Genomic DNA, 15,848 nt, shown 5'->3' with positions numbered 1-15,848 from the left:
CGATTCGCGCGGTGCGCGCGGTTTGCTTTTACTGGCCGAAGCGTGCGTAGATATCCGGGCGTTTCTTGCGCAGGACGAGACCGATCAGCACGCCGACCAGCGCCACCGTGAACACGATCCAGGGAAACGATTTGACGATCGGACTATCGGAGCCGCTGAGCGCATCGAGATTGCGCACCAGAATCACACCGATATACAACAGGCCAAAACCACCCACCAGCGGAGCAACGAACGAGTGCCATACGCGCGTGTCCTTGCGCGTCTTGCGGAAGAACGCGATCACCGAAAAACTCGTCACTGCCTGCAACATCACAATGCCGATCGTGCCGAGCGCCGAACTCCAGCTGAACACGATATTGAACACATCGCTGCCTGCCGCGATAAAGAGTCCGAGCAGCACGCACACGGAGAGTGTCTGCAGATAGCTCGCCACATACGGCGAACGATATTTTTCATGCACACGGTTGAGGACTTGCGGCAGGATGCCTTCGAGACTCAGCGCATGGATATAACGCACCAGCGTGTTATGAAACGACAACAGGCTCGCGAAAATACTGCTGAGCAGCAGGAAGCTCATGACCGTCGTCGCTGCATTGCCCAGATATTTGCCGGACTGAATGAACCAGAAATCGCCAGGCTGTTTGGTCGCGACCGTGACCACATCGGCAAGGCCGTACGCACAAACAATGGTCCACGTGACGAAAGCGAAGAACACGAGAATCAGCATCACGGACACATACGTGGCTCGCGGCACGGTCACCTTCGGATCGCGACATTCCTTGCCGTATATCGCGGTCGCTTCGAAGCCGATGAACGACGCGAAGGCGAACATCACTGCAATACCGAGGTGGCCGCTAAACACATGCTGCGGCGTGAACGGTGCGAGCGTGAGCCCGTTGGGTCCGCCGCCATGCACGACGATCGCGATGGCGAGCACCAGCAGAATGCCCAGTTCGAGGCACATCAGCACGCCGAGCAGGCGGCTATTCAGATCGATACCGCGAATGCCGGTGAATTGCACCACGGCCACGCAGATCAGCGAATACCCGTACCAGGGCAACGCGGTAGGCAAGAGCGGCGAGAGGATCACCGTGCAGAAGAAACCGAACAGTCCGTATAGCGCGATCTGGATGAACGTATACGACATCAGCGCGACGAGCGCGCCGGCCATACCCAACGGCCGCCCGAGTCCGGCGGTGATGTACGCGTAAAACGCGCCGGCGCGCACCACGTGCCGGCTCATCGACGCAAAGCCCACGCTGAAAATCAGCAGCACCGCGCCGGCGATCACGAACGCGCCCGGAATGCCCGCGCCGTTGCCCAGACTGATCGCGGGCGGCACCGCGCCGAGCATGCCGGTGAGCGGCGCGGCCGCCGAAATCACCAGGAACACGATCTGCCATAAGCCCAGCGTATTGCCTTTCAATTCCACGGGGTTCTCCGCGTCGACCGCTCGGGTCGGAGAATAGGGTTCACTCATCGCTGCCTCTGTTGTGTTGGCTAGTCTGGGACTCGCCTGAACCCTGCACTGCTGATCCAGACGCTCGCTTGACCGATCTCCGATGCTTCGGTGTGAGCGCATGGTAGGTAGCTAAAAAATAAAACGACTTCGCCAACCGCGCCAAATTTTCGATAATTTGCGCCAATGCGGGGAAGCCCGAATACGGCCGCTCTCAGCGGATATTTCGGCGGATATTTAGGAACCTGAACTATTCTCGCGCATTACTTTCAGGTTGAAAGAAAATACGGCCACGTCACGCGCTGTTTTTCTTCCAGCTACGCGTGGCGCGCCATAAGACCGTGGCATCCGCATAACCGACGGCGCGTGCGATCGCGGCATTGGTGAGTTCTTCCCGTTCGAGCAGGCCTTCGACGCTGCGTTGCCGTTCCTCTCGCACGATCTGCCGCACGGAAGTGCCCTCTTGCGCGAGGTGCCGTTGCAACGAGCGATGCGAGAGACCGAGATCCTTCGCAATGTCGGCGACGATCAGCTTTTCGTGCACGAGCCGCCGCGTCACCAGATCGCGAACCTGCTCGGCAATGCTGTGCGGCATCGCATCCCGCGCGATGAGATCGGTAGCGTGGCGCTCCATCATGCGCGCCATTTGCGTGTCGGCACTTTTGAGCGAAGCGTCGAGATCCTGCGGCCGCAGAATCAAGCCATTGAAAGGCTGCTGAAAGCGCACCGGCACATGGAAGATGCGCGCATACGGTTTGAGATCGGCGGGCGCGGCATGTTCGAAATGCACTTCAACCGGATTCCACGCCGCGCCGCGCACGAGGCGCACCATATGGCACATGGTCGAGAGGCTGTATTCCGCATCCTGGCGGCGCGGCCAGATTTGCGGACTGGCAATCTGGTAGGTCCAGATCGGCCATTCGTCGTCGCGCAGCAATTCGCAGGTCGTGGTGTTTTGCCACGACGCGAGCGCCAGCACGAACTTGCGCATGGCCGCATTCAAAGTGGGCGATGAGAGAAACACCAGACCTGCGGGCCCGAGTTCCGTCAATTGCAATTCACTGCCTAAACGCAGGCCGAGCGCGGACTCGCCAAGTACCTCCGCGGCACGTTCGAACGCCGCGACGTAGCGCGTGAGCGGCAGGATTTCGTACGGATTCGACAGAAGCTTGCGGCTCATGCCGAACTCCTCCAGCAGCGTGTCGCATTGCGCGCCCGATGCATCGAGTGCGCGCACAACCGGTCCCATGACCGCGGCGCGGACCATCGGGAAACTGCCGTTGAGCGTGACTTTCTTCATGCTGAGCGTCTCCTCTCCAGTCTTCGCTGACGATTGCTCGAGTCATTCCCTGGCGCACTTTATCGTTCATTTGGCGCAATACGCAAGCGCGAAAATATTATTGGGTTCCTACGATTTGCCATCGACTCAGCGTTCGCCGTGCCTCATTCGCCTCGCGAGCACGCTGTCCGGTCCAGCAACTCCTTACGGGAATCTTATGAACACGAATGCCAAGAAAGCCGCTCACGTCCCCGTTCATCCGCTCGATCCGCTGAGCGGCGCAGAAATGCAACTCGCGTGCGATCTCGTGAAAGCCGCCGAGAAACTCGACTCGCACGCACGTTTTCCGATGGTCGAACTGCGCGAGCCGCCGAAAGCCGAAGTGGTGGCATTCAAAACCGGCAACTATTTTTCGCGCACGGCCTTCGTACTCGCGATCGATCGGTCGAATGGCGCGACGATCGAATTCGAGGTGGACCTGAGAGAAAAGAAAATCGCCGCGCGCCGTGTGATGCCGTTCGGCGAGGCGCCGTACGGCCAGCCGCCCATCATGATCGACGACTTCATGAACGCGGAACAGATCGTCAAAAGCGACGAAGCATGGCGCGTGGCCGTGATGAAGCGCGGCCTCAGCGAAAAGGATCTGGAACGCGTCCAGGTCGATCCGTTCTCGGCAGGATGCTTCGATCGCGAGAACGAAAACGGCCGGCGTCTCGTGCGTTGCGTGAGCTATTACCGCGAGACATTGACCGATAACGGCTACGCGCATCCAATTGAAGGCGTGATGGCCGTGGTCGATCTGCTGGAAAAAAAAGTGATCGAACTGGTGGACGACGGCCGCATCATTCCGATTCCGCGCGTCAAGCACAACTACGACACACCGAGTCTCGGCGAACCGCGCAGCACGCTCAAACCGCTCTCGATCAACCAGCCCGACGGACCGAGCTTCACGATCGACGGCTGGCACGTGAACTGGCAGAACTGGAACTTCCGCGTCGGTTTCACGCCGCGCGAAGGGCTGGTGCTGCACCAACTGTCGTGGGACGACGGCAAGAACACGCGGCCGATCATCTACCGTGCGAGCGTCACGGAAATGTGCGTGCCCTACTCCGACCCGACCACCAACCACTACTGGAAAAGCGCGTTCGACGCGGGTGAATACGGCCTCGGCAAACTGGCGAACCAGCTCGAACTCGGTTGCGATTGCCTCGGCACGATCCGCTATTTCGACATTCCTTCCGCGGACGATTTCGGCAACGCGTTCGCGATGAAGAACGCCGTCTGCATGCACGAAGAAGACTACGGCACGCTGTGGAAGCACTATGAATTCCGCACCGGCGTATTCGAAATGCGCCGCTCGCGACGCCTCGTGATTTCCTTCTTCGCCACGGTCGGCAACTACGACTACGGCTTCTACTGGTATCTGTACCAGGACGGCACGATTCAGCTCGAATGCAAATTGACCGGCATTGTGCAAACGTCCGCCGTGGCCGATGGCGACACCTATCCATGGGGCGGCATGATCACGGAGAACCTCGGCGGCCCCACGCATCAGCACTTCTTCAACGCCCGCATGCACATGATGGTGGACGGCGAGCGCAACACGGTGACCGAACACGAATTCGTGACGCGTCCAATGGGCGAGAACAATCCGTACGGCAATGTGTTCGATACAACCAAACGCGTGTTGAAGACCGAAAGCGAGGCCGCCCGCAACGCGAACGGCAGCACAGGCCGCTACTGGAAGGTCAGCAACCCGAATGTGAAGAATGCCGTCGGCGCGAATCCGGGCTATAAGCTGGTCGTGAACGACTCGCCGCTGATGCTGGCCGACGAACGTTCGAAAGTGCGTCAGCGCGGCGGTTTTGCCACGCGCCACGTGTGGGTCACGCCGTTCGATCCGGCGCAGCGCTATGCGAGTGGCGATTATCCGAATCAGCATTCGGGCGGCGACGGCCTGCCGCGTTATATCGAGGCGAACCGCAACATCGAGAATGAAGATGTCGTGCTGTGGCACAGCTTCGGCCACACGCATGTGTGCAAGCCCGAGGACTTCCCGGTGATGCCGGTGGAATATGCCGGCTTCATGCTCAAGCCGAACAACTTCTTCTGGGCCAATCCGACGATGGACTTGCCGGCCGAACGTGATCTGAACAGCGTCGAAGACGGCAAGTCCACAGAGCATGGCTGCTGCAAGCACTGATCCGCGCATGCCTCGCGCACGTCACGCCGCTCGCGCGAGCACGTTATGCGCGGGTACGGCATGCGTGTGCCTCGCGGGCGGCGGCGCTGCGCTGTTGATGCAGGCCGGCCTCGGCCGGCACGCCACCGAGCTATGGATGAGCGCGCTGATGCTGACAGCCATGATGAGCGTCCCACTGCTGATGTCGCGCTCATCGGGCCGAACCACGCTGCTGGCGAGCGCCGCGACGCTTATCGTGACGATCAGCGCAATGAATAGCGTGCCCGCATATTTGAATGATTCGGCGCACGGCATTGCGATTGCCGTGCTGATGATCGCGACGGGCGTCGTCATGTTGCTCAATCGGCTGCGCGCCTACGCCGATTCGCGTCATGACGTGGATCGCGGCACTCAGCAAGATTCCGATTCGATCAAAGCGGCAACTCCTTCAAACGCGACGGCTCTTCTCGCCTTGCTCGCGGGGCTATCGAGCGGCAGCCTCGCCCGCTTCCAGCTTTTTGCCATCTGCGGTATCAGCGGCGCACAACCATTCTGGCGAATCCCGCTTTCGCTTGCGGCCGTCTGCGTGCTGGCATTGATCGCCGACCGCTTGCGCGGCAATCGCCTGTTGATGGCGTTGTACATCGCCCGAGCGACGCTGCTCGGCACGCTCGCGACGAACGACAATCCCGCGCTTGCGCCACTCGCGGCCGCAGCCTTTCTAATTCTCGACTGCGTGACGATTCCCGCGCTCGCCAACTTGCGCGGCGTCTCGACCAGAACGACCAGCGCGACCAGCGTATTGAGCGCGAGTTGCCCCGGCGTCGCACATCACATCGGCATGCTGCTGGGCGCTGCGTTGTCGACCACACCCTACTTTTTCGGCGAAGGATTCGTCTTGTTGTACGCATTGAGCGCGACGGCAAACATGATCTGCGCCGCGTCGTTAGCAACGCGTTGGCGCGCCAAGCGGCACGTCTACCCGCGCCTGAACCCATTCCGCCGTCAGACGAACCCTTCCGGTTAGCGCCACGGCCACTCACCCCCAACGGAGACGAACCACCATGACCGAACACAAGCTGGCGGCCACATTGCCGCACACCATGTTCATCAACGGCGAAAAAACCGGCAGCGCCGCGGGCCAAACCTTTCCGGTCTTCAACCCGGCCACCGCGGAAGAAATCGCGCAGATTCCCGACGCGTCGGAAGCCGATATCGATCACGCCGTCAGAACCTCGAAGGCGGCTTTCGAATCCGACGCGTGGCGCAGAATGCCGCCGGCCGTCCGCGAGGGCCTGCTGCTGAAACTCGCCGACCTCGTCGAGCGGCATAGCGACGAACTCGCCACGCTGGAAACGCTGAATCAGGGCAAGCTGATCGGCTTCTCGAAGATGCTGGAAGTGGCGGGCAGCGTCCAATGGCTGCGCTATATGGCAGGCTGGGCGACCAAGATCGAAGGCAGCACGTTCGATCTGTCGATTCCGTTCCCGCCGGGCACACGCTACAACGCCTCCACCAGACGCGTGCCGGCCGGCGTGGTGGCCGCGATCGTCCCGTGGAATTTTCCGCTGCTGATGGCGGTATGGAAAATTGCCCCGGCGCTGGCCTGCGGCTGCACCGTGGTGCTAAAACCCGCTGAAGAAACGCCGCTGACGGCCATCCGTCTCGCCGAACTCGCGCACGAAGCGGGCTTCCCTGCCGGCGTGTTCAACGTGGTGACCGGCCGCGGCGAAACAGCGGGCGCGGCGCTCGTGCGGCATCCGCTGGTGAACAAGGTTACATTCACCGGATCGACCGAGGTCGGGCGCATCATCGGCCGTCAATGCGCGGACGATCTGAAGCGCGCGTCGCTCGAACTGGGCGGCAAGAGCCCGGTGATCGTGCTCGACGACTGCGATCCGCGCAAGGCGATCGAAGGCGCGGCCGGCGCGATCTTTTTCAATCATGGCCAGGTTTGCACGGCGGGCTCGCGCCTGTATGTCGCGCGCTCCATTTACGACGAAGTCGTGCAAGGCATTGCCGCCGTCGCCGACAGCATCACGCTCGGCTCCGGTTTCGACGCGGCGACGCAAATGGGCCCGATGGTCTCCGCGCGGCATCGCGACAAAGTGGCCGGCATGATCGCGCAGGGCAAGGACGAAGGCGGTGAGATCCTGTCGCGTGATGCACGCGTGGAGTGCGAGGGCTACTTCGTGCGTCCAACCGTGATCGCCAATCGCGCCTGCAAGCCGCTTTCCGTCGTCAGGGAAGAGGTGTTCGGCCCGGTGCTGGTCGCGATGCCCTATGACGACCTGGATGAAGTGCTGGCCCAGGCGAACGCCTCCGAGTACGGTCTCGGCGCGAGCGTCTGGACCAATCAGCTCGACAAAGCCCTGCGGCTCGTGGACGGCATCGAGGCCGGAACGGTGTGGGTCAACACACACAACATGGTCGATCCGGCCATGCCGTTCGGCGGCTTCAAGGCGTCGGGCATCGGCCGCGAACACGGCAAGTCGATCATCGATTCCTATACGGAGAGCAAGTCGGTCTGTATTGCGTATTGACGCTGCAACGCCTGCGCGGTGCATCATGGGTGCCGCGCCGCGCGGGCAAACCAGTAAAATGCCGGGACATCGCGCCGCCGCGCCTTACCTCCGGTCGAACATCTTGAAACGCAAAATGCCCGCGCTGAACGCGCTAAAAGCCTTCGAAGTCGCCGGCCGCACGGGCAGCTTCACCCGCGCCGCGGAACTGCTCAACGTCACGCAAAGCGCGGTCAGCCGCCAGGTCCGGCAACTCGAGGCGCAATTGGGCGAGACGCTGCTGCAGCGTCACCATCACCATCTGGAACTGTCGGCTGCCGGCCGCGTTCTTCTGCAAGCGCTGCAGCAGTCGTTCGACCGTATCGAACTCACGGTACGCGGCCTGCAGGAAAAGACCCATCGCAATCGCCTGCGCATCAATGCGCCGCCCACGTTCACGAGCCGCTGGCTCATGCCGCGCCTCGGCCGCCTGCGTGACGCGCATCCGCAACTCGAACTGAGTCTGTCGACGCGCGTCGACGACGACCTCGCGGAATCCGGCGTGCTCGATTGCGCGATCCGTTTCGGCAATGGCGAATGGGAAGGTGTCGAAAACCGCCTGTTGATGAGCGAGCGGCATATCGCGGTCTGCTCGCCCGCCTTGCTCGCGCGCGAGGCAGGCAGCGCGGCAATCGATCTGAATCAGTTCACGCTGTTGCATGTGCTGGCGAGCGCCGATCAGCGCTACCTCACCTGGCAGCATTGGCTCAAGGCGGCAGGCATTGAAAACGTGGATACGCGCGGCGGTTATGAATTCGATCTGCTCGATCACGCGATTCGCGCGGCAATCGACGGGCTCGGCGTGACCATCGCCGATCGTCACATGATTGCGCGCGAACTGGCCGAAGGCCAGCTCGTGCAGGTGTTGAACGTGCACGTCGATGGGCATCAGTCGTACTGGTTCGTCACGCGCACGGAGCAGGAAGAACTGCCGCACGTCGCGCTGTTCCGCGACTGGCTGCAGCAGGAAATCTGGTTGAGCGGACGGGCGCTCGATGCGTCCGAATCGGCGCCTTTGAGCGACGCCGGTTAGAACGTGCGCTACCGCATCAAGCCGCAGCCATCTCCGGCGCCACAGGCCGATACGCAACTTCGCTCGCGGCGTCCTCGAGAATCATGTCGGCGCCCTTCTCCGCCACCATCATGGTCGGCGCATTGATATTGCCCGACGTGATGTTTGGAAAGATCGACGCATCGACCACGCGCAAACCGGCGATACCGTGCACCCGCAACCGCGCATCCACCACCGAGCTTCGCGGGTCGTCGCCCATCGTGCACGAACCGCACAGGTGATAGATCGAACCTGATTGCTCACGGAAGTACTGCAGAAAATCTTCGCGCGTCTTCACCTGCGGCCCCGGCGAGATTTCCTCGACCGTGATCGCCTTCAACGCCGGCGACGCCATCACCTTGCGCACCAGTTCGCAACCCTGGATCACTTCGTCGATGTCCTTCTCCGTGGTCAGCGCGTTGATGCGGATCTTCGCGGCGTCTTCGGCGCGATTCGACGCGATCTCGATCGAACCACGGCTGGTCGGCCGGCACGGATTGAACGCCAGCAGAAAGCCCGAGTACGGTTCAGGTTCGAGATTCGCCTTGTTGCTCTTCGGGATGCGGTATGACAGCGGATTGAAGTACAACTGCAGATTCGGCTGCGCTTGCCGATCGTTGCCTTTGAAGAAGCCGCCCGACTGGTTCACGCTCATCGCGAGCGGTCCCTTGCGCGTCAGCAGATATTGCAGACCGAGCTTGAGCTTGCCGAGCAGCGGGCGCATTTCGTCGTTCAGCGTCTTCATGTTCGCGCGATAGTAGAAGCTCACGCACAAATGGTCCTGCAGATTCTGGCCCACCGCAGGCAGTTCTTTCACCATCGCAATGCGATGCTTCGCCAGCAGTGCGCTGTCGCCCACCCCGGAGAGTTGCAGCAGCTTCGGCGAATCGACCGCGCCCGCCGACAGAATCACTTCGCGCGTCGCCATGAATTGCCGTGTGGTGCCATTCTGCGTGACGCTCACGCCGATTGCGCGTTGGTTGCCGTCGAATAGAACGCGGCTTGCCAGCACGTCTCGTTCGACCGTGAGGTTCTTGCGCGACAGCACCGGGTGCAGATACTCGAAGCTGCTCGACGAGCGCTGCCCGTTGCGCGTATTCACGTCGTAAATGCCGGCGCCTTCGAATTGCGCGCCATTGAAGTCGTCGCTACGCTGATAGCCGGCTTGATCGCAGCCTTTGAGGAACACGTGGCAGATTGGATGCACCGCGTCTTTCATCGGCGAGATGCGGATCGGGCCGTCGGCGCCGTGATAGTCCGTGTTGCCGAGCGGATGCGATTCGAGCTTGCGGAAGTACGGCAGCACGTCGCGAAACGCCCAGCCCGGGTTGCCGGCAGCGGCCCAGTCGTCGAAATCGTGCGGCTGGCCGCGCACGTAGATCATGGCGTTGATCGAGCCGGAACCACCCTGCACCTTGCCGCGCGGACAATAGATCGGCCGGTTGTCGAGTTCTTTTTCCGGCTCGCTGTAGTACATCCAGTTGTAGGTTTCGTTGTAGTACGTCTTGGTGAAACCCACCGGAATCTTGAACCAGAACGAGCTATCCTTGCCGCCCGCCTCGAGCAGCAGCACCGAATATTGACCCGACGCCGACAGACGATTGGCGAGAATGCAGCCCGCCGAACCCGCGCCGACGATAATGTAATCGTAGTTCATGCTCTATATCGCCAGACGGCGCTCAATCCATTGAAACGTAGTAGTGAAACCCGTCAGATGCAAGGCGCACTCAACCCTTGGCCGGCGCGAGATCCTTCACATCGGCCGGTTGCGCTGCCATTTGCAGATGCAAACGCTCGCCGGTGTACGGCGTGTGCTGCCTGACGACTTCCATGTTCAGCTCGACGCCGAGGCCCGGTTCCTGCGACGGAATGATGTAGCCGTCTTCCCATTGAATCGGCTTCTTCAGCACGGCCGCATGAAAACCGTCCCACGTACCGATACTTTCCTGAATCAGGAAGTTCGGCGTGCACGTCGCGAGCTGAATGCTGGCCGCCGCGCCGATCGGCCCGTTGTACAGATGCGGCGCGATCTGCGCGTAGTACACCTCGGCCAGCGTCGCGACTTTCTTCGCTTCGAGCAAGCCGCCAACACGCGCCACGTTCAATTGCAGAATCGACGCGGCGCCGGCTTCCAGCAGCTTGAAGAATTCGTACTTGGTGGTGAGGCGTTCACCCGCGGCAATCGGAATGCTAGTGTGCCGCGCGACCTGCGCCATCGCGCCTTCCTGCCCCGGCGGCACCGGCTCTTCGAACCATAGCGGGTCGTACTTTTCGAGGCGTTTCGCAAGCCGGATCGCCGACGACGGCACCATCTGCCCATGCGTACCGAACAGCAGATCCGCCTTGCTTCCGACTGCTTCGCGCACGCGCTGGCAGAAGGTTTCGCAACGGTCCAGCACTTCCATCGACAGTTGATGGCCTGAGTACGCCGTATACGGTCCGGCCGGATCGAATTTCACCGCCGTGAAGCCGCGCTTGACGTTTTCAAACGCGCATTCGGCCGCCAGATCGGGATCGTCGTAGTCGTATTCGCCGCGGCTGTTCTTCGGATACAGATACGTGTACGACCGCAGGCGCTGATTCACCATGCCGCCCAGCAACTCATACACCGGCTTGTTAGCCGCCTTGCCGATAATGTCCCAGCACGCCATTTCGAGGCCGCTCACCACGCCCATCATGGTCAGATCGGGGCGTTGCGTAAAACCGCTCGAATACGCTTCGCGCCAGAGCCGCTCGATATGATGCGGGTCCTTGTCGAGCAGATAGCGGCCGAATACGTCGTCGATGATGTGGGTCATCGCTTTCGGATGGAAGGTCGCCGAATAGATTTCGCCGACACCTTCAATTCCGCAATCGGTCTTGAGCTTGACGAAGATCCAGTACATGCCGCCCACATGCGGCGGCGGTACGGCGACGATATGCGTTTCGAGCGAGACGACTTTCATTTACGCAACCTCTTTTCTATTGAGCATGCTTCTCAGCGCGAGCCCGGCAAAGCCGCCGAGCGCCGCCATGGCGGCTACGTAGCCGAAGTAGAGCTGGTAGCCGAAGACGCCGGGGAACGTCTGCGTCAGATAGCCGTTGATGAGCGGCAGGAACACGTCCGGCGAATAGCCGAGCACGGAGATCAGGCCGATCGCGAGACCCATTGTGGCAACCGGAATGTTGCAGCGGTCCAGCAGCGACCAGTACAGGCCGCGAATCGCGTAAGTCAGAATGCCGATGAACAGCACGAGAAACACCAGCAGCACGTGGCTCGAAATACGCGGCGCCGCCATCAGACCCAGCAGCGACAGCGCGGCCAGAAAGAGCGCGATCACGAGCACCGACACCTTTGAATAGCGATCGCCGAGAAAGCCGCCGCCGATGCCGCCGATCGGCCGCATCCACAGCTTGAGCGTGGTGATCGTGCCGGCCATCACGACTGTGAGGCCGATTTCGCCTTCATGCAGATACGCGGAGAAACTGTAGGTCGCCCAGAACACCTGGTAACCGCAGAACACGATCGCCGCGACGAGCCACAGTTCGGGAATCTTCGCGAGCGTCTTCAGATCGACCAGAACGTTGTTGCGTTGACGCGCGGCGCGATTGGCGGCGGCATCTGCTTTGCCCTGCGAATCCTTGACGAGTGCGAGCACGACGCCGAGCGCAATGCAAAGAAACGCGTACATGTACACCACCAGCTTGAATCCGGCCGCGACCGGTTCGCCCCTGGTCTGCGTGATCCATGCGAACAGCGTGATCGCAATGGTCGCGAGCATCGCCTCGATCAGGCCGCGCCCGCCGTCGAGCAAGCCGAAGAAACGGCCCTGTTCATGCGTGCCGGCGATCATCGTCACGCGCTTGATGACCGCGGCCCAGAACGTCAAACCGGTCGATAAGCCCCAGCCGCCGAAGATCATCATCAGCATCGGGAACGACGGCGCGGTCGAATACCACAGCCCGAGCACGCCGGTGGCGATCAGCGAAAAACAGATCAGCAAGCGCGGCGCGATACGGTCTGCGAGCCAGCCGCTCGGCAGATAACTCAACAGAAAGATCGTGCCCAGCGACGAATACAGATAGCCGAGCTGGCTATCGGTGATGTGGAACACTTCGAGCATCGTCGGCTGATACACCTGCCGCAGATACAGAATCGGATAGATCGCGCCGGCTGCGATCACCAGCAGGATGAGCTGGACATAACGCTGCGTCTTGCTGTTTCGCAGCGCGGCCTCTTCGTCGCTTAAAGCGAGCGAAGCATCGGTTCGAACGGGTTGGGATGACACGTGAGCGCTCCTCAGAGACACAGCGCCGGCCCATCGGGCCGCCCGGTCTCCAATATGTTTTGTTTTGGACTGGCAGCAGAATCGCTGCGCTTTTCAGGTTGCAAGGCAGACACGCGCCGAAGCTTCAACGTGCGGCGCGCGCCGGTTCAGCGTCAGTACTTCATGACCACGAGCCGGGTCTGGGTGAATTCGAGCATGCCGTGCTTGCCGTCGTCGCCGCCGAGGCCCGAACGTTTCCAGCCGGCGTGGAAGCCCTGATACGGATCGGCCGGCGTACGGTTCACGTACAGTTCACCGGCTTCGATGCCGTTGGCGATCCTCATCGCGCTGCGATAGTTCTCCGTATACAACACCGACGAGAGACCGAATTGATGATCGTTGGCCATCTCCAGCGCTTCGTCGAGCGTGCGATATTTGACGACCGGCATGATCGGACCGAAGGTCTCTTCCTGGATGATTTCCATGTCCTGACGGCAGTTCGTTAGCAACGTGGCCGGATAAAAGAAGCCTTTGCCTTGACCTGGTATGGGCAGCTTGCCGCCGGTTTCGAGCGTGGCGCCCGCTGCGACCGCGCGTTCCACCATCGCGTGAATCGACTGGCGCGACGCCTCGTTGACGAGCGGACCCATCAGCGACGGCTGTTCGCTGCGATCGCCGCTTTCCACCGCGCTCATGTGCTTTTTAAGCAGCGCGACGAAGCGGTCATGCACGCTTTCCTGCACGTAGACGCGTTCGATCGCCGTGCACAACTGGCCGCAATGCGTGGTCTTGGACGCGACCAGATCGCGCGCGGCTTTCTCGAGATCGGCGTCGGCCTCGATGATCGCGGGCGTCTTGCCGCCCAGTTCGAGCGACGGCTTGGCGATGTTCGCCTTGCAATAGTCGAGCACCTTGCGGCCCGCGCCGACGCTGCCCGTCAGCGTGATCATGCCGACCTTGGGATGCGTGCAAAGCGCCTCGGCGGTGGCGTGGTTCATCGCGAGAATGTTGACGACGCCCGCCGGCAAGCCGGCCTTCTCCACCGCCCTGGCGATTTCGAATGCGGATGTCGGCGTGTTGTTGCTCGGGCGCACGACGACCGTGTTGCCGGCGATCAACGCCGGCGCCACTTTGCGCATGAACGTATAGACCGGATAGTTGAACGGGATCAGACACGCGACCACACCGATCGGCTCGCGATGCAGCACGAGGTTTTCGTCGGGCGTATCGCTTGGAATCACTTCGCCTTCGATGCGGCGCGCCCATTCCGCGTGGTAGCGGGTGATCTGGCCGGCGTAGATCGCTTCATTGGTGGCGTCGGCCACGCTCTTGCCCGACTCCAGCGCGAGCGCCGCGCCGATGGCGGGCGCGCATTCGGTCAGCGCGTCGGCGAGTTTGTGCAGATAGACCGCGCGCTCGGCCGACGGCAGCTTGCGCCAGCCCTTTTGCGCAACCGCGGCGGCATCGACCGCGGCGATGACTTCGGCCTGGGTGGCGCCGGCGACATGGGCGATCACGGCCTCGGTGGCCGGATTGCAAACGGCGATGAGCTCGCGGCTAGCGGTGTCGGTCGCGGGTTCGATGAACTGGCCGTTAGCAAAATTCCGATCGAGTCGCATGGTCGTCTCCTGAAAAGCATGGTGCGAAAAACGCATTGCCCTCGGCTATGGCCTTCATGCCAAAGGTGCATGAACGGAATTTTTCTCTGGGTCACCGCCCCGCCACAAGCGAATAATTCGCGGGACAAACATTCGAAAAAATCACGTTTATCCAGGGATGTGCCTCATTCGCGATTCCCATCCCGAATAGCAGAATCCGGGCTTTGCCAAAAAGCAGCGGTCGTCGAACGCCTTCGGGTTCGTCCGGGGAATTCGGTCCGCTCACTACCAAGGTATGGAGCTCATGATGAAAAAGAACCGCATTGCGACCGCCGCGTTCGCCGCACTCGCCTCGCTGGCGGCGTCGCCGGCCTTCGCTCAAAGCAGCGTCACGCTGTACGGCGTGCTCGACGAAGGCATCAACTACACCAACAACGCGGGGCACGGCGCGGTGTGGGAAATGGCGAGCGGCTATGCGCAGGGCAGCCGCTGGGGCATGAAGGGTTCGGAGGATCTGGGCGGCGGCCTGAAGGCCGTGTTTCAACTCGAAAACGGTTTCGACGTGAGTTCCGGACGGCTCGCCCAGGGCGGCCGCATGTTCGGGCGTCAGGCGTATGTGGGTCTGAGCGATGGTCGCTTCGGCACGGTCACGCTCGGGCGGCAGTACGATTCCGTGGTCGATTACCTTGCGCAGACCACGGCCAACGGCAACTGGGCCGGCTACCTGTTCGCGCATCCGTACGACAACGACAACACCGACAACTCGTTCCGCCTCGGCAACAGCGTGAAATACGCGAGCCCGGAGATGGCGGGCTTCCAGTTCGGCGGCGCTTACGCCTTCAGTAACGACACCCACTTCGCGAACAACCGCGCGTATAGCTTCGGCGGTCAGTATGCGAACGGCGGCCTGCTGGTCGCGGCGGCCTATATGCAGGCGGACAATCCCGGCGTGGGCTCGACCGGCGCGATCACCGCAAACGACGCGAGCTTTATCGCTGGACGCATGGGGGTGTTCGGCGGCGGCATCAACTACACGTTCGGCTCGGCGACGGCCGGTTTTGCCTACACCAACTCGAACTACAAGAACCCGACGGGCAACGGCTATATCGGCATTCCGCTGGCCGCGCCGGGCGTCACGTTGAATACGCTGAAGTATCAGAACTTCGAAGTGAACGGCAAATACCAGTTCACGCCGGCGTTCTTCGTCGGCGCGCAGTACGTGTACACGATGGAAAACTACGATGCGTCGTCAGGCAGCGTGAAGCCGAAGATTCACTCGGTCGGCCTGATGGCGGATTACAACCTGTCGAAGCGCACCGACGTGTATGTGCAGGGCGAGTATCAAAAGGTCGCGGGCGATTCGACTCACTCGATTCTCGACAACGCGTTCATTCCCGGTGTGCAGGCACCGTCGTCGACGGGCACGCAGGTCGCCGTTCGGCTGGCGCTGCGGCATAAGTTTTAAGCGACG

At 61.5% G+C, this 15,848-nt stretch carries 11 protein-coding genes; 5 read left to right on the top strand and 6 right to left on the bottom strand.

All coding sequences use genetic code 11. The features are described 5' to 3' along the window. Nucleotides 1-28 precede the first annotated feature (28 nt). Both B0G73_RS12870 and B0G73_RS12865 read right to left on the bottom strand, forming a co-directional pair. The gene (locus B0G73_RS12870; protein WP_181196539.1) at nucleotides 29-1,480 is read right to left on the bottom strand and encodes an APC family permease; all 1,452 of its coding nucleotides are present in this window, start codon (nucleotides 1,478-1,480) and stop codon (nucleotides 29-31) included. Nucleotides 1,481-1,754: 274 nt separating this feature from the next. Then, a complete protein-coding gene (locus tag B0G73_RS12865; RefSeq protein WP_106281216.1) occupies nucleotides 1,755-2,759 on the bottom strand; it encodes an AraC family transcriptional regulator in 1,005 nt (334 codons plus the stop codon). Nucleotides 2,760-2,955: 196 nt separating this feature from the next. On the opposite strand from B0G73_RS12865, the gene B0G73_RS12860 reads away from it, so the two are divergent. The 4 genes from B0G73_RS12860 to B0G73_RS12845 all read left to right on the top strand — a co-directional run bounded on the left by B0G73_RS12860 (nucleotide 2,956) and on the right by B0G73_RS12845 (nucleotide 8,514). Further along, complete coding sequence (locus tag B0G73_RS12860; RefSeq protein WP_106281214.1) at nucleotides 2,956-4,941, top strand: primary-amine oxidase; 1,986 nt, start codon at nucleotides 2,956-2,958, stop codon at nucleotides 4,939-4,941. A 7-nt stretch (nucleotides 4,942-4,948) separates the two neighbouring features. Further along, a complete protein-coding gene (locus B0G73_RS12855; RefSeq protein ID WP_146144172.1) occupies nucleotides 4,949-5,947 on the top strand; it encodes a hypothetical protein in 999 nt (332 codons plus the stop codon). A 37-nt stretch (nucleotides 5,948-5,984) separates the two neighbouring features. Then, nucleotides 5,985-7,463: a phenylacetaldehyde dehydrogenase StyD gene (styD, locus tag B0G73_RS12850; RefSeq protein ID WP_106281210.1), complete on the top strand. Its 1,479-nt coding sequence runs from the start codon at nucleotides 5,985-5,987 to the stop codon at nucleotides 7,461-7,463. 115 nt (nucleotides 7,464-7,578) lie between these two features. Then, nucleotides 7,579-8,514, top strand: a complete 936-nt coding sequence (locus B0G73_RS12845; RefSeq protein WP_106281433.1) for a LysR substrate-binding domain-containing protein — start codon at nucleotides 7,579-7,581, stop codon at nucleotides 8,512-8,514. A 16-nt stretch (nucleotides 8,515-8,530) separates the two neighbouring features. Here the strand turns inward: B0G73_RS12845 and B0G73_RS12840 are convergent, their stop codons facing one another. The 4 genes from B0G73_RS12840 to aldA form a co-directional block, all read right to left on the bottom strand. After that, nucleotides 8,531-10,189, bottom strand: coding sequence for a GMC family oxidoreductase (locus B0G73_RS12840; RefSeq protein ID WP_106281208.1), 1,659 nt, complete (start codon nucleotides 10,187-10,189; stop codon nucleotides 8,531-8,533). Nucleotides 10,190-10,259: 70 nt separating this feature from the next. Beyond that, entirely contained in the window at nucleotides 10,260-11,477 is a 1,218-nt protein-coding gene (locus B0G73_RS12835; RefSeq protein ID WP_106281206.1) for a mandelate racemase/muconate lactonizing enzyme family protein, read from the bottom strand. Then, nucleotides 11,478-12,800, bottom strand: a complete 1,323-nt coding sequence (locus tag B0G73_RS12830) for a nitrate/nitrite transporter (RefSeq protein WP_106281204.1) — start codon at nucleotides 12,798-12,800, stop codon at nucleotides 11,478-11,480. A gap of 152 nt (nucleotides 12,801-12,952) precedes the next feature. Then, entirely contained in the window at nucleotides 12,953-14,398 is a 1,446-nt protein-coding gene (aldA, locus tag B0G73_RS12825) for an aldehyde dehydrogenase (RefSeq protein WP_106281431.1), read from the bottom strand. 286 nt (nucleotides 14,399-14,684) lie between these two features. On the opposite strand from aldA, the gene B0G73_RS12820 reads away from it, so the two are divergent. After that, nucleotides 14,685-15,842, top strand: a complete 1,158-nt coding sequence (locus tag B0G73_RS12820) for a porin (RefSeq protein ID WP_106281202.1) — start codon at nucleotides 14,685-14,687, stop codon at nucleotides 15,840-15,842. Nucleotides 15,843-15,848 lie beyond the last annotated feature (6 nt).

It is taken from the genome of Paraburkholderia sp. BL25I1N1 (genome assembly GCF_003002025.1).
GTDB lineage: Bacteria > Pseudomonadota > Gammaproteobacteria > Burkholderiales > Burkholderiaceae > Paraburkholderia.
Note: the sequence above shows the minus strand (reverse complement) of the source record. Positions and strands in the feature narration are given on the sequence as shown.

Bases quoted from the DNA above. Each gene is read 5' to 3' on its own strand.
- B0G73_RS12870 (WP_181196539.1), bottom strand. From the start codon at position 1,480: ATGAGTGAACCCTATTCTCCGACCCGAGCGGTCGACGCGGAGAACCCC.
- B0G73_RS12865 (WP_106281216.1), bottom strand. From the start codon at position 2,759: ATGAAGAAAGTCACGCTCAACGGCAGTTTCCCGATGGTCCGCGCCGCG.
- B0G73_RS12860 (WP_106281214.1), top strand. From the start codon at position 2,956: ATGAACACGAATGCCAAGAAAGCCGCTCACGTCCCCGTTCATCCGCTC.
- B0G73_RS12855 (WP_146144172.1), top strand. From the start codon at position 4,949: ATGCCTCGCGCACGTCACGCCGCTCGCGCGAGCACGTTATGCGCGGGT.
- styD (WP_106281210.1), top strand. From the start codon at position 5,985: ATGACCGAACACAAGCTGGCGGCCACATTGCCGCACACCATGTTCATC.
- B0G73_RS12845 (WP_106281433.1), top strand. From the start codon at position 7,579: ATGCCCGCGCTGAACGCGCTAAAAGCCTTCGAAGTCGCCGGCCGCACG.
- B0G73_RS12840 (WP_106281208.1), bottom strand. From the start codon at position 10,189: ATGAACTACGATTACATTATCGTCGGCGCGGGTTCGGCGGGCTGCATT.
- B0G73_RS12835 (WP_106281206.1), bottom strand. From the start codon at position 11,477: ATGAAAGTCGTCTCGCTCGAAACGCATATCGTCGCCGTACCGCCGCCG.
- aldA (WP_106281431.1), bottom strand. From the start codon at position 14,398: ATGCGACTCGATCGGAATTTTGCTAACGGCCAGTTCATCGAACCCGCG.
- B0G73_RS12820 (WP_106281202.1), top strand. From the start codon at position 14,685: ATGAAAAAGAACCGCATTGCGACCGCCGCGTTCGCCGCACTCGCCTCG.